Source organism: Paenibacillus alginolyticus DSM 5050 = NBRC 15375 (assembly GCF_000422905.1).
GTDB classification, from domain to species: Bacteria; Bacillota; Bacilli; order Paenibacillales; family NBRC-103111; genus Paenibacillus_E; species Paenibacillus_E alginolyticus.
Genome location: NZ_AUGY01000124.1, coordinates 1 through 18766, shown reverse-complemented (window position 1 = coordinate 18766; position 18766 = coordinate 1). Strand labels below are relative to the sequence as shown.

23 protein-coding genes and 3 pseudogenes are annotated in these 18766 nt (G+C 43.0%); 4 read left to right on the top strand and 22 right to left on the bottom strand.

Annotated elements, in window-relative coordinates:
• Nucleotides 1-279, top strand: a 279-nt coding sequence (locus G519_RS0134155) for a transposase (protein ID WP_029198428.1), incomplete at its 5' end; no start/stop codon positions are given.
• Nucleotides 280-541: 262 nt separating this feature from the next.
• Here G519_RS0134155 and G519_RS0134150 read toward each other — a convergent pair.
• The 8 genes from G519_RS0134150 to G519_RS0134115 form a co-directional block, all read right to left on the bottom strand.
• On the bottom strand, nucleotides 542-2785 hold the full coding sequence (locus tag G519_RS0134150; RefSeq protein WP_051253941.1) for a Tex family protein: 2244 nt from the start codon (nucleotides 2783-2785) through the stop codon (nucleotides 542-544).
• A 204-nt stretch (nucleotides 2786-2989) separates the two neighbouring features.
• Nucleotides 2990-3340: a type II toxin-antitoxin system PemK/MazF family toxin gene (locus G519_RS0134145; protein WP_028553893.1), complete on the bottom strand. Its 351-nt coding sequence runs from the start codon at nucleotides 3338-3340 to the stop codon at nucleotides 2990-2992.
• Nucleotides 3341-3343: 3 nt separating this feature from the next.
• Entirely contained in the window at nucleotides 3344-3625 is a 282-nt protein-coding gene (locus G519_RS0134140) for a CopG family ribbon-helix-helix protein (protein ID WP_028553892.1), read from the bottom strand.
• A 207-nt stretch (nucleotides 3626-3832) separates the two neighbouring features.
• Nucleotides 3833-5023 carry an alanine racemase gene (gene alr / locus G519_RS0134135; RefSeq protein WP_029198426.1) on the bottom strand — a complete coding sequence of 397 codons (1191 nt, stop codon included), beginning with the start codon at nucleotides 5021-5023 and terminating at the stop codon, nucleotides 3833-3835.
• Between the two features lie 68 nt (nucleotides 5024-5091).
• Nucleotides 5092-6483, bottom strand: a complete 1392-nt coding sequence (locus tag G519_RS53160; RefSeq protein ID WP_029198425.1) for an SEC-C metal-binding domain-containing protein — start codon at nucleotides 6481-6483, stop codon at nucleotides 5092-5094.
• 85 nt (nucleotides 6484-6568) lie between these two features.
• On the bottom strand, nucleotides 6569-7027 hold the full coding sequence (locus tag G519_RS0134125) for a hypothetical protein (protein ID WP_029198424.1): 459 nt from the start codon (nucleotides 7025-7027) through the stop codon (nucleotides 6569-6571).
• Between the two features lie 11 nt (nucleotides 7028-7038).
• Nucleotides 7039-7569 (bottom strand): DUF6036 family nucleotidyltransferase, encoded by a 531-nt coding sequence (locus tag G519_RS0134120; protein ID WP_029198423.1) that lies wholly within the window; start codon nucleotides 7567-7569, stop codon nucleotides 7039-7041.
• A gap of 117 nt (nucleotides 7570-7686) precedes the next feature.
• Nucleotides 7687-8868: an outer membrane lipoprotein-sorting protein gene (locus G519_RS0134115; RefSeq protein ID WP_029198422.1), complete on the bottom strand. Its 1182-nt coding sequence runs from the start codon at nucleotides 8866-8868 to the stop codon at nucleotides 7687-7689.
• 217 nt (nucleotides 8869-9085) lie between these two features.
• Here G519_RS0134115 and G519_RS0134105 point away from each other — a divergent pair, with 217 nt between their 5' ends.
• Nucleotides 9086-10165 (top strand): acyltransferase family protein, encoded by a 1080-nt coding sequence (locus G519_RS0134105; RefSeq protein ID WP_029198421.1) that lies wholly within the window; start codon nucleotides 9086-9088, stop codon nucleotides 10163-10165.
• 168 nt (nucleotides 10166-10333) lie between these two features.
• Here G519_RS0134105 and G519_RS48150 read toward each other — a convergent pair whose 3' ends face one another.
• The 5 genes and pseudogenes from G519_RS48150 to G519_RS0134080 form a co-directional block, all read right to left on the bottom strand.
• Nucleotides 10334-10660 carry a hypothetical protein gene (locus G519_RS48150; protein ID WP_051253940.1) on the bottom strand — a complete coding sequence of 109 codons (327 nt, stop codon included), beginning with the start codon at nucleotides 10658-10660 and terminating at the stop codon, nucleotides 10334-10336.
• Between the two features lie 130 nt (nucleotides 10661-10790).
• Nucleotides 10791-11198, bottom strand: a pseudogene (rfbC, locus tag G519_RS45975) (dTDP-4-dehydrorhamnose 3,5-epimerase); the annotation flags it as partial.
• Nucleotides 11199-11279: 81 nt separating this feature from the next.
• The gene (locus tag G519_RS53155; RefSeq protein WP_268633668.1) at nucleotides 11280-11405 is read right to left on the bottom strand and encodes a hypothetical protein; all 126 of its coding nucleotides are present in this window, start codon (nucleotides 11403-11405) and stop codon (nucleotides 11280-11282) included.
• A gap of 82 nt (nucleotides 11406-11487) precedes the next feature.
• Nucleotides 11488-12894, bottom strand: coding sequence for an undecaprenyl-phosphate glucose phosphotransferase (locus G519_RS0134085; RefSeq protein ID WP_029198420.1), 1407 nt, complete (start codon nucleotides 12892-12894; stop codon nucleotides 11488-11490).
• A 6-nt stretch (nucleotides 12895-12900) separates the two neighbouring features.
• Nucleotides 12901-13767: a glycosyltransferase family 2 protein gene (locus G519_RS0134080; protein ID WP_029198419.1), complete on the bottom strand. Its 867-nt coding sequence runs from the start codon at nucleotides 13765-13767 to the stop codon at nucleotides 12901-12903.
• 171 nt (nucleotides 13768-13938) lie between these two features.
• Here G519_RS0134080 and G519_RS0134075 point away from each other — a divergent pair, with 171 nt between their 5' ends.
• Both G519_RS0134075 and G519_RS45970 read left to right on the top strand, forming a co-directional pair.
• Nucleotides 13939-14199, top strand: coding sequence for a hypothetical protein (locus G519_RS0134075; protein ID WP_029198418.1), 261 nt, complete (start codon nucleotides 13939-13941; stop codon nucleotides 14197-14199).
• A 69-nt stretch (nucleotides 14200-14268) separates the two neighbouring features.
• Nucleotides 14269-14466 (top strand): hypothetical protein, encoded by a 198-nt coding sequence (locus tag G519_RS45970; protein WP_029198417.1) that lies wholly within the window; start codon nucleotides 14269-14271, stop codon nucleotides 14464-14466.
• A gap of 274 nt (nucleotides 14467-14740) precedes the next feature.
• Here the strand turns inward: G519_RS45970 and G519_RS0134065 are convergent, their stop codons facing one another.
• The 9 genes and pseudogenes from G519_RS0134065 to G519_RS0134035 form a co-directional block, all read right to left on the bottom strand.
• A complete protein-coding gene (locus G519_RS0134065; protein WP_029198416.1) occupies nucleotides 14741-15046 on the bottom strand; it encodes a type II toxin-antitoxin system RelE/ParE family toxin in 306 nt (101 codons plus the stop codon).
• Nucleotides 15046-15324, bottom strand: a complete 279-nt coding sequence (locus G519_RS0134060) for a type II toxin-antitoxin system Phd/YefM family antitoxin (RefSeq protein WP_029198415.1) — start codon at nucleotides 15322-15324, stop codon at nucleotides 15046-15048. The genes G519_RS0134065 and G519_RS0134060 overlap by 1 nt, the downstream gene beginning before the upstream one ends.
• Before the next feature lie 205 nt (nucleotides 15325-15529).
• Nucleotides 15530-16474 carry a glycosyltransferase family 2 protein gene (locus G519_RS0134055; protein ID WP_029198414.1) on the bottom strand — a complete coding sequence of 315 codons (945 nt, stop codon included), beginning with the start codon at nucleotides 16472-16474 and terminating at the stop codon, nucleotides 15530-15532.
• Nucleotides 16440-16592: a HEPN domain-containing protein gene (locus G519_RS53795; protein ID WP_369073744.1), complete on the bottom strand. Its 153-nt coding sequence runs from the start codon at nucleotides 16590-16592 to the stop codon at nucleotides 16440-16442. The genes G519_RS0134055 and G519_RS53795 overlap by 35 nt, the downstream gene beginning before the upstream one ends.
• Nucleotides 16579-16977, bottom strand: coding sequence for a nucleotidyltransferase domain-containing protein (locus G519_RS45965; RefSeq protein WP_161632980.1), 399 nt, complete (start codon nucleotides 16975-16977; stop codon nucleotides 16579-16581). Before G519_RS45965 ends, G519_RS53795 begins: the two co-directional genes overlap by 14 nt.
• 151 nt (nucleotides 16978-17128) lie before the next feature.
• Nucleotides 17129-17329 (bottom strand): annotated as a pseudogene (locus G519_RS53390) (sugar nucleotide-binding protein); the annotation flags it as partial.
• A 12-nt stretch (nucleotides 17330-17341) separates the two neighbouring features.
• A complete protein-coding gene (locus G519_RS53385; RefSeq protein ID WP_051253939.1) occupies nucleotides 17342-17986 on the bottom strand; it encodes a glycosyltransferase in 645 nt (214 codons plus the stop codon).
• Nucleotides 17986-18384 (bottom strand): type II toxin-antitoxin system VapC family toxin, encoded by a 399-nt coding sequence (locus tag G519_RS0134040; protein ID WP_036634902.1) that lies wholly within the window; start codon nucleotides 18382-18384, stop codon nucleotides 17986-17988. Before G519_RS0134040 ends, G519_RS53385 begins: the two co-directional genes overlap by 1 nt.
• Before the next feature lie 99 nt (nucleotides 18385-18483).
• Nucleotides 18484-18766 (bottom strand): annotated as a pseudogene (locus G519_RS0134035) (AAA family ATPase); the annotation flags it as partial.

Here is an 18766-nt window from a genome sequence, read left to right as displayed (position 1 = left end):
TGCAAGAAAGTGATAAAAATTAAAGTATCCGATAATCGCCGCAAGTACACGTTTCCAGCACGGGGTAGTGAAGCCCATGAGAAACTGTATGATCAACGAACAGCTGTTGAACGTGTATTTGCCTATCTCAAAGGACAGTTCCAACTTGATAATGTTCGTCATCGTGGAGGTAAAAAAGCCAAAATGCATATGGAGCTAGCCTGCTTACTTTATACATCCTGTAAACTTTCAGTTGATCGAATTAACCAAGCAATGAATACCCCTCAGCTTTCTGCTTAATTTTTTTGAAAAGTACCGATTCAAATTGGAGAAGCAGATTCTCAAATAAATTACATTGTGAAACGTACTCCTAAAAGCTCTTATTTGTAAATTTCCATATTAATATTCTTATTTTTATCAGAATAAGAGTCCCTAGGAGCTTCTATTTATCGAATATGCCATTAAACAGGAGGAATAACAGCCTCTGGAGGCTCTTATTGGCAATCGGTGGCCTACAAAAAAAAGCAGCTGGTAGCAAAACGCTGCCAACTGCTGCTGTTTCTTATTGTTGAGGCTTTTTCATGGTTAAGCCAACACGCCCTTTTTTCTCGTCTACGTTAAGCACCCAGACTTGGACGATGTCCCCAACGGACACCACATCCATGGGGTGTTTCACGAAGCCGTTCTTGAGCTGGGAAATATGCACCAGCCCATCGTTTTTAATGCCGATATCGACGAAGGCACCGAAGTCGATAACGTTGCGTACCGTGCCGGTCAATTCCATGCCCGGCACAAGGTCTTCAAGCTGCAGCACGTCGGTGCGGAAGATCGGCGCGGGGACTTCGTCCCGCGGATCTCGCCCAGGCCGCTGCAGGCTGTCTAAGATGTCCCGCATCGTCGGGACACCTACGCCCAGCTTCGGAGCCAGTTCCTCTGGCTCCAGCGTCTGCAGCAGCGCTAGCAGCTGCTGCGAGCCAAGCTGCGCCAACTCCAGGCGCAGCTCCTTGAACAGCCGATCCACCACGTCGTAAGACTCCGGATGGATCGGGGTGTTGTCGAGCGGGTTCCGCCCGCCCGGAATCCGCATGAACCCGACACACTGCTCGAAGGTTTTCGCGCCAAGGCGCGGAACCTTCGACAGCTCCTGTCGGGAGCTGAACTTGCCGTTCTCCTCGCGATACTTGACGATGTTCTTCGCTAGTGTCGCGTTCACGCCCGACACGTACGAGAGCAAGGACGGAGACGCCGTGTTCAAGTCCACGCCGACATGGTTCACGGCCGACTCTACGACGGCCTTCAAGTTCTCGTCCAGACGTTTCTGCGAAACGTCATGCTGGTACTGCCCGACGCCGATCGCCTTCGGCTCGATCTTCACAAGCTCCGCGAGCGGGTCCTGCAGCCTCCGCGCGATCGAGATCGCGCTGCGCTCGGCTACGTCGAGCTCCGGGAACTCCGTCTGCGCCAGCTTCGACGCGGAGTACACGCTCGCCCCCGCTTCGCTTACGATCAAGTACTTGAGCTTCTGCTCCTTGATCTCGGCTATCAGCTCCGCTACAAACTGCTCCGTTTCACGGGAAGCCGTCCCATTACCGATCACGATCAGCTCGACGCCGTGCTTGCTGATCAACTGCTTGAACTTCGCCTTCGCTTCCGCCACCTTATTATTCGGTGGCGTCGGGTAGGTGACGGCGATTTCAAGCATTTTACCGGTGTCGTCGATGACGGCCAGCTTACAGCCTGTCCGGTAAGCGGGATCGACACCGAGCACCACGTGCCCTTTGACCGGGGCTTGGAGCAGCAGATTCCGTAGATTTTCCGCGAAAATCTTAATCGCTTGCTCCTCGCCCATCTCGGTCATTTCACCACGCACTTCACGCTCAATCGAAGGGGCTAGCAGTCTTTTATAAGCATCCTCGACAATCGCACGAAGCACATCTTGCACGACCGATTGCCCTTTTATTATTTGCCTAGCCATATAGTCATGAATTTTATCGACCGCAACATCCAAGCCAACCTTCAAGACTTCCTCCCGCTCTCCACGATTAATCGCGAGAATACGGTGAGGCGGCAAACGTTTAACAGGCTCTTGATACGCATAGTACATCTCATATACGGATTCAGCCTTTGCATCTTTGGCCTCGGTACGCAAAATCCCCTGATCATGCGTATATCTACGCACCCAAGCTCGAATCTTAGCATCATCCGCGATATTCTCCGCAAGAATATCCATCGCGCCTTGGATCGCATCTGCGGCGCTTCCTACCTGCTTGTCCGCGTTCACATAACGCGCTGCTTCTTGATCCAGCGAGCCTTGACGAGGCTGCTTCCAGATCCATTCCGCTAGCGGCTCCAGACCGCGCTCTTTGGCAACGCTCGCTCTCGTTTTGCGCTTTTGACGGAACGGTCTGTACAAATCCTCGATTTCCTGCAGCTTCGCAGCGCCTTCAATCGATTTGCGCAGTTCATCCGTCAACTTGCCCTGCTCATCAATCAAACGAACAACCTCGATCTTACGATCCTCTAGGTTGCGCAAGTATTGTAACCGTTCCTCGATATCTCGCAGCTGGTTCTCATCCAGCTCCCCGGTCATCTCTTTCCGGTAACGTGCGATGAACGGAATCGTGTTGCCCTCATCAAGCAGCCCCATCGTTGTCTTCACTTTGCCAGCGGGCAGCTGTAATTCAGCAGAGATCTGCTTCAGGATACGCTCCTGGATCTCTGCTTTCTTTTCTTCAGAGATCTGTATTTTCTCCCTCGGCTCCTCATACTCACTTGCCTTTGTCTTCGTTCCCTTAGTCTCTTCCATCTCACTTGTCTTTGTCTTCGTTCCCTCAGTCTCTTCCATTTCACTAGCCTTTGTCTTCGTTCCCTTATTCTCTTCCATTTCATTAGCCTTTATCTTCAACTCTTCCGTATTTGCCACTACCAGTTTCCCCCAGTTCTATTCATATGTATGTATACAAACCAAAAAACGAGGGAACCAATCACCCTCGTCCGTTCCTGATCCTATTCAAAACTCTATCAGTCCCACACTAATTTGCAAAGCGTCGTCCACCTTGCGCATCGTTTCTTCATCCAAATGCGTAATTTTGTCCGTCAGCCGTTGCTTATCGATCGTTCTGATTTGTTCAAGCAGAATCACCGAATCTCGATCGAAACCATGCGTTTCCGCATCGATTTCTACATGCGTGGGAAGCTTCGCCTTCTGGATTTGAGCTGTAATCGCTGCAACAATCACGGTTGGGCTAAAGCGGTTGCCGATATCATTTTGGATCACTAGAACAGGACGAACCCCTCCCTGCTCCGACCCTACTACCGGCGAAAGATCTGCGAAAAATACATCACCACGTTTCACAATCACTGCTTACACCCCGCTTACTAAGCGATCAAGCGTACCGTCCGCTTCTTCCTCCGCTTGAAAAGCTTCAGATGCCATGCTGAGATTTATTTTCGCCATCTCCATATACCCACGCTGCATGGATTCGCGTAGACTGCGCTTTTTACGTTCAATTAAATACAGCTTCATTGCCTGGCGAATAAATTCGCTGCGATTAGAATTCTCCTTCTCGACAATACCGTCCACTTCTTGCAACAGATTGTCAGGCAAGCTAATCATGATCCTTTTCGTATTATGCGCATTGCTCACACTTTCGCACCCCCAGAAACGATACAAAGACAATATTACCAGTATGTCATTCCAAAAACCAATTTATACAATAGATATATGCATCCAGTATATCAAATATGTTACACACTTGGATATAAGAATCCTACTTACATAGTATTCGATGGCCTATTCGGAAAATCCTCTCCATGCAGCACAAAAAATAAATGGTAAATTAATCTGTTACTTTTAGTAGCGATGCCGCATGAGAGGATTAATGGCATCTATCCGTTTGCCATCGCGTACATACACGCGAGCAACACGATGTGAAATCATACAAATGACTTCATAATTAACAGTACCGAGCTGACGAGCTACATCTTCAGCCGTAATGTGCTCTCCGTCTTGCTCCCCGATCACCACAACCTCATCCAGTGACTGAACATCCGGCACATCCGATACATTGATCATACATTGATCCATACAGATTTTACCGACGATCGGCACTCTTTTACCCCGAACAAGAACCTCAGCTTTACCCGAAAGCATCCGAGAATACCCGTCCGCATAGCCAATCGGCAATGTTCCAATTTGTTCTTCGCCTTTGGTGTGATAAATCGTTCCATAGCTAATTCCGGAGCCTGGAGGCAGCGTTTTAAGATGAACAATCCCTGTTTTGAGACTGAGCACCGGCTTTAATTCAATTTTCGTTTGATCGACATCCTCGGAAGGATACAAACCATACATCGAAATCCCCAAGCGCACCATCGAATACGTCAATTCCGGCAAATCTATGGCCGCCGCGCTATTGCCTGCATGTATATATGGAAATGTAACACCTTTACCCGTAAAATAGCTCACAATTCGCTCAAAACGGCGATATTGCTCCATCGTATAACTCTTATCTACTTCATCTGCATTCGCGTAATGCGTGAATAAACCCTCAACTTCCACATTCGGCAAGCTCAGCGCTTCCTCAATGAATGGAATAGCATCCGCTTCCGTGTGCAAACCAAGTCTTCCCATACCAGTATCCAGCTTAATATGGATCTTTAGCTTCTTTTGAAGTGCCCCATCTTTCATTTGCCCCTGAAAAGATAGCTTTTCGAGAACATCCCTGCTATAGACCGCAATCGTCACATCGAGTTCACGCGCTCTATCAACCCCTTCTGGAGGCGTATAGCCTAGTACCAGAATAGGTGCAGTGATCCCTGCATTCCTTAGCTCCAACGCTTCATCAAAAAACGCCACACCCAAGTAATCCACACCCGCGGCGAGAACCTCTTTGGATACTTCAACAGCCCCGTGTCCGTACGCATCAGCTTTAACGACTGCCATCTGTTTCATTCCTGTCGGCAGTACCTTCTGAAAACCTTCAATGTTGCTTCGCAGTGCATCTAACGAAATTTCTACCCACGTGGGACGATAAAAAGCATCCACCAGCGTTCACCTCATTTATCCATTACAAGTAAACCTATGTTAAGCCTAATCACGAAAAACTGTCAACACTACAAACAGCATCTTTTAAATTTCTTGCCACTTCCGCACGGACACGGTTCATTGCGACCAGGCCGTTTCTCAATTTGAATGGGTCTTGAGTCTTCCTCCATACTGATCAAAAGTTGACTAATCGGATCTAATCTCCTTTTAACATTTGATACTTCTGAAGACTTCCTCTGATTTTGGAAATAACGAAATACACGGATACCTGCATCCGTTACCGCCATTTGAATGGGAACTCTTTCGAACGTGTGTGTGATTTCTGATTGTGGCTTAAACTGAGCTCGAACTAACCCAAAACGCTCCAACACAGGAATTACAGAATGAAGAAACACATCAGTACTACCGTTAAAAAGCTCCCCCTTTAATTTATTACGCATCCAATCACTATAAGCATCTTGAGGTTCATCCACTGGCCATGAGGCAAGAACTTGCGCGATCCGAGCTCTTGAAGCCTGAGTGACCTCAGGTCGGCCTCCCTCATTGGTTTCCTGAAGCATTTCCCAACCAATTTTGTTCCATAACGTATCCAACAAAACAACAGCTTGTTCCTCACCCGTTAAAGCAAGAAACCCATCCGCCTGGTGCGTGATTACACACTGCTGCTTGATTTCTGCTATTAAACCCAGATGCTGCGCTGCATAGAAAAAAAATTGAAATAAAGGAACATTATCTTGGTTCAAAGTCAGCTTATGAAAAAGCTGCAAGTCAAGCCTCTCGTCCAGCTCTTTCCAAAACTTCCGCGGCAAATGATGCCTGGACGGTGTCAGTTTAAGGCGCCTCGTATCCTGCACAGCAGTCAGAAACTTTTGATAGTCTGCAACGATTTGAGGTACAGTTGTCTTCTCATCCATCCACTGCTCAAGCAAACTTTTATCTACCACAATAGGTCTCATCTCAACCTTGATAGGTGCGGATTCAGTCGCTTGAGTAGCCAAATAAGCCTCAATATCATTTGAGTAATGCCAGTCTTCCAAAGACTCTTCGTAATCTGCATCCATATATTGTTCGAAACGCTCCATGAAAAACTCTTTATGTTTACAGACTTGTAATATCTCCGTACACTGTTTAGCCGAAATCTTTTCAGATTGCAGAAGAAACTGTACCCACTTTTTAATAGAAGGTAGATATCCACCTATTTCCGATTTAGAACTACTCAGCACATCACTGATGTAAAAACGACCAAGAAAATCAATAATCGTCTCGCTTTGCAACTGATCATAATCAATTTCGTAATTGATAAAATAAATCGTTGTCATAAAATGCATGCGACCCACATGTTTGTCAATTGTGTCTGCTTTTAATTTGCCTTCCTCCGCAAGATACTTGCCGAACAAGGCAATTTCATTTCCCCAATATTGTTGCTGTTCTTCTATAGTTAGTTCATCCGTTGTTTTCATCAAAGACACTCCATTATTTATTTACTCCAAAGTTGCATTATACCAAAAAAACTCCCTTTCGTGGGAGTTGGTTAAATCTTCTTGTTTAAGAATTTGCAAACGTTGCTCCTATTTCCTTCTTCACTGCTTCTAATTTAGAGATAAAACTCCAAAGGAATTTCTGACTTCCTTCCAGAATATGTACAACTTTTGAACCTAATGACAGCTTGGCTTGACGCAGTTTTTGTTCGGAACGAATTTGTTCCGGAAATCGAACTACTTTCAATAAGTCCGTCAAAACAAACGAATTATATGGAAATAAATCCTTCATATGTTGCGCAAAATTATCGCCTAATAGTATGTAAGACTGCTTATCATGCTGTATGTACCAATCCGTATACTCAGGCAACATCCAAATGAAATATAAGGGATACTGATGACGTTCAGTTCCCTTGAATTCAAAGAGTTTGTCAAGATTCTCTAAGGAAAGCTCCATACCAAACATCCGTCTTACATAGCTGCTCAGATATTGACGAAGATAATCCAAATATAATATTTTATCCATGGTTAGCCCCCTCAAAACATCCTATCATTCGATAGGTATTTTTCACCAACAACGGCCCAATAGTTATTGTCTAAAATTTCAAAGCTTCCCCCGTAACCGTAACGAAACTCTTTATATTTGAATTTAAATTGCTCTATCGAGACAACACCCGATTGTAATATTTCTTTTATATCCTCGATATCCTTATCTAAACCTCGACCAAGCTTAACCAAGGCAACATCCAGCAACCCTAACGTGTACACTAGGATACCTTCATAATCCGCCTTTAATATCAACCGATCTCGATAATCCTCGCAGAGAAAAAGTATACCTTCATTAACAATTTGAATATCGTACTTAGAGTAACTCGCCACACGAGTGGTATTTAAAATATCAACATCCGTGGTTTTCCTTTCGGAATCAATTGTGAGAATAATGGAAGCAGCGCCAATAACGATGATGGTCGTACCTTGACGAAGTTCTTTGGAAAACATTTCCAATCTACTCAAAATATCCTCTTTCGTTAGACTGTCATCCTTGTCAAATAGATTGATTAAGTCCATTCTTCCATCACCTCTTGATACTCATTATACCCGACAATAATAGTAATGAAAATAAGGAAAGACACCTGCCTATTGCAAGCAGGGCTTCCCTTTTTTCGCATACTTATCAATTCATTCTTACTTCCCAGACTGCCCCTCAGTCGCCATAGCGACTTTGATCATCTCATTCGTAGGCAAATCGCCAGTTGACAATCTGAACTCTACCCCGTCATTCGTCCAAGTGAGCGTCTTCTTCTCATCCCCCGTGAGCACGCCGATCGTGAATCCAAGATCAACAATCGTACCCGGCTGCAAGGACACTGATTTGGCCTGTGGTCTTACCTCGATGAGACTGAAGTTGTACTTCCCTTTGTATCTCAAAAGGACCGCTGCGTCCTCACCAAGCTTCATATCCGTGATATCCTGCTTCACTACATCTTTCGGCAGGTATGACGGCTCGATAATACCAATACTCTGCGCTTTGCTTGCCGCGGCTGTTGACTTCGTCTTATCTGTACCTGTTTTAGTCGCTGCAGCTTTTTGCCCATCTTGAGCTTGGCTTGCAGCTTGATCGGATTGGCCGCCTGTTGCTGACAGATTCTTATCTGTTACAGACTTGCCACCCGTTGCTGGGTGATTGGCATCCGCTGCGCCAGCCATCGTAGGTAAAGATTTCAAGTTCCAGCTGGTCATATTACGCTCCATTTGGAAAAAATCCTTGTCGAACTTAGCATCGAATTCAAAGCTCGTAAAATTCACTTGAACCAACACATTGTGATTCGCATCCGACACCTGAACCTGCTTAGGCGCCAGCGTCTTCTTATTCAGCCAAATTTTTTGGCGTGACAGCTGCTCATTTTGATAATTAGCTGCAACATCGAACACATACGTATCATTATCCGTTGTAAATTGGCGATCCTTATCGGCAATTATGCTCTTCGCAAGAGACTGGAACAAATACACCTGCCCCTGATTCTCCGGCCAATCACTTTGGAAGCGGAAGCTCTTCTTGAGATGCGGCGTCAGCACGAACACGCCCTCCTCATTACGCAGCACGATCTGCGTCACATCCTTCCCCGCATTCGTAAGCGAAATACGATAGAAATGATCCGGCGAGTAAGCCACCTCCACCTGATACTCCTGCGGCTGCTGCCCCGTGTTCAAAATCATGCTCCCCGAAGCCTGATAGCTGCCCGACTTGCTGATCACATGATCCAAATCCTTTACGATAGATCCTGCATCCTTCTTGCCCATCCCGCATCCCGCGAGAACCAATGCTAAGCACATCACCACTGCTACCACCCATGTGACCCGGCGCATTCGATCATCCCCTCACTCATGATTAACATCAACATAGTACATGCATATGAGGGGACTTGGCCGATTATGCAGACGAGTTGGGGCTTGGCCGCGAAAAAGGTCTTGCTAAGGAAATATTAAACATTTCAGCTGCCTTTCAGATTGTATACATAATTTATTCACACTCTTTTGGCATGATGGATTATAGGATTCAATACCATAAACCGGAGGGTTTTTATTGAATAACAATCAGAGAATCGTGCTTCAAGCTTCACGAGGGGCGGCAGCATTTTTGGTGCTGCTGTTTCATACATCAGCCATGTCTTTTAAGTACTTTCAATACGACTTAATAGGGATCAGCACAATAGGACGATCGGGTGGTGTAGATTTCTTTTTCGTACTTACTGGTTTTCTACTGTACCATACATATGGCCACAAAATCGGAACCAAAATGAGTGTTCTCCCCTACCTATCGAATCGGCTAATACGTATCTATCCTTTCTACTGGCTAATTACACTCGTTGTACTGCCCGTTTATTTTTTCGTCCCGAGCTTTGGCTACGGATATGAGACCCATAAAGATACCATCATTAAATCATTCCTACTGCTGCCCCAAGCTCATGGTCCAGTTCTCCCAGTTGCCTGGTCGTTAAGTTACTTTGTACTCTTTTACTTGGTTTTCAGCCTTCTCATGGCTCTTGGCGAAAAGCCAGCCTATCTCTTCGTTTCCATTTGGATTACATTAACCCTTTGCCATTTTCTACATGTACCGCTGATAGGGGCTGATATTGACCGTCATTTCTATTTAAACTTCCTCTTCAGTGATGTTAATTTAGAATTTATTACAGGCTGTTTATTGGCCAAATGGGCGGAGCATCATAGAAATAAACACTACAAACTGTTGATTGTTATAGGCGTGATTTGCTTTGCGCTAATATGGGTGAACAACAAATATCTTTTTACCCCTTATCACAATTACCTGCTTTACATCATTCCAGCTACATTTGTACTATTAGGCGCTTCTTCTGTTCCTGAACAACTTCGATTGCCTAATTGGGTGAAAATCCTGAGCAAGATAGGCAATGCTTCATACACGATTTTACTAACGCATCTATTATTTATTTCAATTTTAATGAAGTTGAGTGTGGCGACACATGTGGTTAACCATCTTGGATTTCTACTCACTGATCTAATTATTGTGGCGATGGACGTGCCCCTATGCTACGCGGCTTATAGACTTGCTGAGGAACCGCTTGTTACAGGCCTCAAAAGTACAATGAAATTAAGTCCTTCCAAATCATCTAATCCAATCTCTTAGGCAAAAAGGCTGCAGTGGCTTTAATTAGCCCCTATAGCCTCTTTATGTGTTAAAAAAAGCCAATGTAAATTGTATGCTCTCGTCTTGTAGTAGAGTAGAGAACTGAAAATTCTTTGCAAGCACTTGTGCAAAAAAAAAAGCAAGATTAGGTTAGCTAATCTTACTCATTTATTTTACTAATTTGAGTGTGCGTATACTTGCCGCGTGCTCCATCATTGTAACAGCAATACCTGCAATCTGCTCACCTTGCTGAATTTGAACTTGTTTGACATCTTGCACCGTATCTTCAACTTTTATCAAACGATTCTCCACACCTGTGAGTCGATCCTCTACACCAGTTAGACGATTCTCAACGCCAGTGAGCCGATCCTCAACATTGCCCAATCGCCTATCTATACTGTCAACCCGATCTTTAATGGCCGTAACATCTGCGCCTATCTCATTCATTCTACCGAGTATGGCACTTAAAAACTCACGATCTGTCATTTCAGCCATCAACTTCAACCTCCTAATCATCAGAAGCTTTCTTCCATTCATTATAACCCAAAATCAGTATAAAAAGAATCCCTAAGAATCCCTCCTTTACTAACCAAACCATCCATAAATCGTCCTACAGGTCTAATTTTTAGAAATTTACCTCCGCATCTTTAAGCAATGGGTGCTTCTGATCCTTATCGGATAAAATAGGGTTAGCTGTCGGCCAATCAATGCCAATAGCCGGGTCGTTCCATAAGATTCCCCTGTCATGTAAAGGAGAGTAATACTCATCTACCTTGTATAAAACTTGAGTTTGGGGCTCAGTCGTACAAAAACCATGAGCAAATCCTTGTGGAACAAGCAGTTGGCGCTTATTAGCCTCGCTAAGGTTGACGCCCACCCATTGACCGAAGGTAGAAGATTTTTTACGGATATCAACAGCTACATCATAAATAGCACCTGAAACAACCCGAACAAGCTTCGTTTGTGCTTTAGGATTCAACTGATAATGGAGCCCCCGCAAAACCCCAATTTCTACAGATAACATGCGAGAGTCAACTCTACTTAGTAAGCCAAAAAAAAGACTGCTAAGAGCTTTTTATGCTCCAGCAGCCTCTTTATTTTATGAGTAAACCTTCTACCACATGTACACAATACCAGCAATAATACCGGCCCAAATGAGGGAGCCGAACACAACACCAACAATCAACCCTTTGCCAACCGACAAATGTTCATCCTGGTAAGCGTCTTCATGATCGATCATAAGAATAACCTCCCCGCATACTAAGTATATGCATAGTATGGGGAAGATGTTGACGAATCATGCGGTTGATGCGAAAAAATTTTTAATACGCATTTTTATTAATAAAACCGTTAATAATCGTTCTCCAAATAATTTTAATATCGAATAAAAAAGTCCAATTTTCAATGTAGAAAATGTCATGTTTGATGCGTTCCTCGATAGATGTATCTCCTCGCAAGCCGTTGCTCTGCGCCCAGCCAGTAATCCCTGGACGAATATGATGCTTCACCATATACTTTGGAACTTTTTCCTTGAATTGTTCCACGAAATAAGGACGCTCGGGCCTTGGACCGACGACACTCATATGCCCAAAAAGCACATTAAAAAACTGCGGCAGCTCATCAAGACTCGTTTTGCGGAGGAAGGTCCCGACCTTCGTTCGCCGCGGATCATTTTCAATCGTCCACTCCGTATTTGAGGCACTCTCTGTCAACACATTCATACTGCGGAACTTATACATCATAAACCTTCTGCGGTTTAGACCAACGCGCTCTTGCTTGAAAATGATCGGACCTGGAGAAGTAAGTTTAATTGCAATTACGGATGCAATCATAACGGGCAAAGTAATAAGAATAGCCAAAGAAGCGAAAATAATATCGAACGCTCGCTTAAAAAGTCGATTTCGAAACTCATCCAGCGGGATATCTCGCACGTTAATCAGCGGCATCTCAGCAAAATTATCAAAATAAGGACGGGAAGGCAAGAAGTCATAAAAGTCCGGTATGATCAGTGTTTTGACCCCAATTTTTTCACAGACATTGATAATACTGCCGAACTTGCGATGCGCATCTAACGGAAGAGCGATAATAACTTCATCGATAATGAGATCGTTCAGAATGGACTCCAGATCGTCTATCTTCCCGATAATCGGCTTATAGCTCTGGTAAGTGATTTCGTGTTTCTCCTGATAATCATCTAGGAAACCAACAACTTCGTATCCTAGCTCTGGATGCTGCCTCAGCTTCGTGTAGAACTGACGACCTAGTGAGCCTGCACCGAGAATTAAAATGAATTGCTTATTATAACCCTTTTGCCGGACTCGCTTTAGCGAGATTTTAATCATATAGCGATAAAAGCTGATGAAGAGGATATTATTCACAAGGAATAATAAGAGATAAGAACGTGAAACGTCGACTTCTTTTAAAATGAACAAAACACTTAACAGCAATAACAAGCTGAATATGTGCACTTGGATAATCTTAAAAACCTCATAAGAGAACTGCTTTCTTCGCTTAGGTGTATAAAAGTTCATCATATAACTGAGTATAATTGCTATTATCGCGTAACTTACACTCCACATTATGTAATGCTTAAATGGAAGAGGAGAAACAAATGGGATCCAACCGCTTTTAAATTTCAGCCACCATGAAAGTAAAAACACGAGCTGAATACAAATGAAGTCGGCCAGTGCATAAAGTTGTGTCAAGAACCCCTGACTCTGTCGAATCAATGTAAATCACCTCGCTGGTTTTAGTTTATTTCTTAATAATGAGAGTATGAATTTTAAGCCAACACCTGCATAAACCATCGCGTTCATTAGCCAAGAATACTTCTTGCGATAATGCTTATTATGAAACAAGATCATAGCCCGGTGAAATTCATATATGATTTTAAAAGGCTTCCTACGACTGCTTGCACCCTTGTGATGAACAATTTGAGTGCGAGGGTAATAATAGTTCTCCCAACCCGCTTCCTTAATTCTATAACACCAATCAATATCTTCGCCATACATAAAAAATTCCTCATCCAGCATCCCCACTTGCTCAATAGCCTCGCGGCGGATTAACATGAACGCACCGACGAGCGAATCGATTGGATATTCATCGTCAGGACTTAAGTAACCTAACTGATATTGGTTGAAGCGAGAGATCTTAGGGAATAGCTTCGAAAAACCAAACGCATAGTAAAAAGACGCTGAAGGCGTTGGGAAGCCCCTCTTGCAGGCTTTGTCCAGTGATCCATCTGGTAATACGATTTTACAGCCGCTAGCTCCCACGTTAGGGTTCTCGTCCATGAAACGAAGCATAACGTCTAATGTGTCTGTTTGGACAATGGTGTCGGAGTTCAGGAGTAGGACGTAACGGCCTTGTGCGATGCGGATGCCTTGATTATTGGCTTTGGAGAAGCCTACGTTATCGGTATTGGCAATGCAGACCACCTGTGGGAATTGATCATTGACCGTAGGGATTATGCCGTCATTAGAGGCATTGTCGATTAAGATAGCCTCATATGTGTATGATGTAACTGACGAAAATACAGATTGCAAACATGCTAACGTCAGGTCACGTGTTTTATAATTTAGTACAATAATACTTAAATCCACGGGAAGACCTCATTTTTTAATAGTGTTATGTTTATTATAGCATGAGTGATTAGTGGCGTAAAAAGATATATAATATCTGAAACGGATAACACATTGCTGCTGTAAAATTCTCCACATTCTAATCATCCCCAATCTGGGATATAATTGTAGTAACGAATGGAGGTGTTTTCCATGAGAAAAATGTCACTAAGCGATATTCAAGCCAAGCTGACTGCAAGTCGTTCCGATGTAGATCACGCAGTAAGCGTCTTCCATGGAAAAACCAAAGACGAGGGCTGGATAATGAAACGAATGAAACCTCGTGACCCTGATAAGATTAAATCCCTCAATTATCTTGCTCGCTCCCAATATCGTAAGGCTGTTCAAGATGGAACCATTCATTACGATAAAGAAAGACGGGTGCTGACCATTGCCAAATATCTCCGAAGCTAAGCAGGCAATTTATGCACTTAAAGAATCTATTCCCAAAGTGGTTATACCATTCAAGATACGGACTTCGTTATGGATGGATACGAGATTGCAGATGAAATTTTAAAAGGACTCGATTTTCAAAAAATCGGGAAAGATTGGATTCACCCTGCTGTTGGCATATCCATTGAAATCCCAAGTAATTTTCTAACCGGTGACTACAATAAGGTTACTGAACTACCGCTTGACGAGAACAAAAAGGTTTATGTCATACATCTCAGAGAGCAATGAGTTCGAAAAGTGGCTTGCCGAAGCTAAAATTGAGAAAAACAAATAAATTAAAGGCACCTCCCCATTAAGGTAAGTGCCTTATTTCACAATACCAACAAATAAGTAAAATCCAGATCCAAAATCAACACCATTCCTAGTCCTTTTGATAATTTTTATACCATGATCCCTTAGAAGAGTCGCGTAAATATCAAGCGTTCCGGCTTCAAAAATATTAGTATCGTTTTAGTATCCTTGATTTCACTCGTTGGATGTCTTTTCTATTATTTCATTCATGTCAGTTTATAACCTTGGTCAAATCCATCTTAGCATATATAACCCTATGGATTTCAACCACTTGTTCTTTAACCACGTAGAAAACCAAGTAATTCTTGACTGACAAAAGCCTGTATTCATTCTCCAAATCCTTCATTGGCTGATATATCTTGCAAGAGTAAGGGAATTCCTGAAGCATGGCTATGGATGAATCCATAGCATCAACCAAATCCATTGCAGCCTTTGGTGCTTTAAGAGTATCGGCAATATAGTCCGTTATATCCCTCATATCCTTCAATGCCAAAGACATGTATTTCAGCTTATACATTACTTATCAACCTTATCAGCAAGCCTTGACCTTAAATCTGAAAATACTTCTTCATGTGAGTATCGTTTATCAGTGGACTTGGCTTCCAGTTCAGCTTCTTTAAGCTTGAAATAAATTTCACTTTCAAATTGCTTTCGCTCATACGCTTCCATGCTCATAACAACCATGTCACCATAACCATTCTTAGTCAAAAACACTGGTTCTGATGTTTCATGTACCATCCTTGAAATATCAGCAAAGTTGTTTCGCAAATCCGAAACTGGTCTAATGTGCGGCATATAATCACCCCTTAGATTGATTAGCGTAATTTTATCATAATTACGCTAAATCATCAATCGGACTGTTTCTCAATTGGTTTTATTTCCGATCATCTTCATGGTCAATTGATTGTCTTATACCAATCTGTTTTTAGTAAATTCCGAGTTTTCCCACCAAATCTGGAATCACCAAGAATTTGGGATTCTCAAGCGGCTTCGTTTTCAATCAAAACCACTGATAAATCTCCCTATCAGACACCCTTCGCTTTCCCTGAATAACTCTCCTCTTTTGCTTCAGCTCTTTAAACTTACGAAAAAAATCACCCCAAGCCCCAAGCAGCTTAGGTTCTCTCACCAACGCATACACAAAACTCAAACATTCATAGACTAATAGAGGAATGATATGTTTCAATATTATCGTTATATGATCATTCTTCACCATCATTTTATACCGATTAATGTAAGATAATCTCCTGACAAAAAGCGGCTTACTGCTCCTGCCGCCTTCCTTCCAGCCTCGTTCATGGTACGCAATAGCTGACGGCTCGTAGTAAGCCTTCCAGCCTAGTAACTGAGCCCGCCAAGCTACATCCACATCTTCTTTATAGGCAAAAAAATCCTCATCAAAAAATTCGCCATTTAAGCTAATGTCATTAATCATTTCCCGAGCATACATGGCAGCGGCACCTGAGACGCCGAATACTTCCTCAGACTGCATAAACAGCACGCTTTTCTGATGTGCTCCACGGTCAAAAGCTCTTCTAGCCTTATTAATAACCAAGCCCGTACTATCAATGTGAATGGGATCTGCTTTGAACAGCAGTTTACCAGTTGCGCTGCCAGCTTGATCATGATTAGCTAAAGATATAATAATGTTACGTATATAATTGCGTTCAAGAACCACATCTGGATTCAATATCAGACAAAAATCTGTATCTGTCATTCGTATAGCTTGATTGTGGCCGCCAGCGAACCCATTATTCAGCTTATTGGGGATGATCGTACACTTGGTCGTCCATTTCGTCAGCTTTTGAAGCGTATGATCCTTAGAGGCGTTATCAATCACTACGATCCGTTCAATCGGATAGGATTGGCCAATAACCGCTTCTAAACAATCATCGATATGTTCCGAGCTGTTAAATGTGTTTACTAACATCAATATCCAATTCACACAACATTGCTTTTAAAGATTTCTCAGCGGCCTGCTGTGAGTGATAGGCGCACGTGTCCCACTCAGACCCAGTAAATAATAAACCTGCTGATCGAAAATCACCTTCAACTTTGAACATCCACGCGTGTGTGTCCGCTTTCATATAAGACAACACCTTCCTTTTTTACAGATTTCCTAAATAATACTTTATTTTCAAATTCCCATTCAGTAACGGGTATGTATTCAGCATCCACATTAAATTCCCTAGTGGCATTTACAAATTTTCTAATTTTCTTAGCACGCTCAACCCAAGATGATTCCTTGAAGTCGGCAATTACAATAAAGTCATAATCGCTGTCCTCCTGATGGTCCCCACGCGCCCTAGATCCAAACAATATTACTTTCTGCAACTCGTTACCGAGAAAAGTTTTTATCTTATTGGCTATTGTCTTGGCAATGATCAAATCCCTTTCGGAGGCTGCTGTAACTTCCTGCATAAATAACTCGTGATTATTCAAAGACACAGGTGACATCTCCCCATTCATATGATTTCCCTACCTTCAAATACACCATCTCTTGTCAAATATAATATCACACTTCGAACGATACATGCATAATTAGATGCATGCACAAAAAAGCCACCAGCCACCTATTAGGCATTGACAGCTCTGTGATTCATTGACTTTGACTATCTTCCATCTCTTTCAAAAATGCTCTAAGCCCCTCCCGCCAAGGCCGTAAATCCTCAAACCCGTTAGCGCGGATCGATTCATGTTCCATAACTGAATTTCGGGGTCTTGGAGCAGGTCGCGGAAATTCTTCCGTCGTACAAGGATCTACCTTGATCTTTACGCCACTCTCTTCAAAAATTGCACAAGTAAAATCGTACTATGAACAAACTAACGCCTGTTCTCCAGCTCTTTTGGACTTCCCATAAACACTTTGAGGATTGATGTCATCATCTTCTCTGTAAGCACCCGTAGCCGTACCATAAAATATATAATCCATATCAATCGCGCTGTAGTGATCCTCTGCGCCAGATACACCAAAGACCTCTTCAGCGTGATTGAACCGATCGCCTGTCTGATGTGCGCCGCGGTCAAAGGCTCTGCGTGCCTTGTTAATGACTAACCCAGTACTATCAATGTGAGTAGGATCAGCTTTGAATAGCAGTTTACCTGTGGCGCTACCCGCTTGAGAATGATTATTTAATGATTTTACAGTGTTAAGAACATAATCAGGTTCAAGTACCACATCTGGATTCAGAATCAGACAATAATCCGTGTCTGTCATCCTTATTGCCTGATTATGGCCACCAGCGAATCCATTGTTTATAGAATTCTGATTAATACTGCACTTCTCCGACCATTTTACTAATTTCTCTATTGTATTGTCCTTAGAAGCATTATCAATCACTACGATTTGTTCAATTGGATGGGACTGACTAAGAACCGCTTCCAAGCAATCGTCGATATGTTCAGAGCTATTATATGTAACGATATGGACGCTTACTGTATATTTATTAGTCTTCATTAAATTTCCTTGACCTTCAAGTCGTACACTTCACGTGCAAACAACATACCCTTATCTCTAGTAACTAAAATAAGCCCGTTTAGAAGAGCTGTTGCTATTATGAGCGCATCTGGCGTTTTTACTCTCCTACCTTTATTTCTCTCCAACACACAAATTTCCCCTGCCAAAAAAGAGAGTTCATCCGTAACATCCAAGAATTTTCCCGAATTCAAAAATTCAAACTTAGTTACTTCATCCATCGAAGAAAACCCAGCCATAAATTCACACTTGGTTACAACAGAAAAATAAATGTTATCTTCTGTAAGGCTATTTATAAAGTTAATTATTGACTCATCATTATTCACAAGTCCAATTAAAATATTTGTGTCAAAGAGGTACTTGTCTCTGTCTGTGGGCAAAATGTTACTGCTAAACCATACTGTCCGCCAATTGACGGCGTATGCTGTCCTAAACCTGACGGAAAAGCTGTCCAGTCGATGGTTTAAAAAAAGGGAGAATCAAGAACATTCTCCCTGGATGACGCGTTTGACCATATGATCGTCGATGATGCGATGCCCATTCTGGGCGCCGTAGATTAAACTGTGTGTACAAACTTTATTGACGAGTCTAGCTGAGCCGCTAGAAAACCGATAAATATCCTCAATCGCTCCATCCGAGAAGATCTCATTCTCAGCCCCAGCATACGTCAAATGACGCTTTATATAATCCCCAACCTGTGCCCGATCATAATGCGGAAGCTTGCATTGCAAGTCAATTCGTTGCCGAATGGCCGCATAGGCT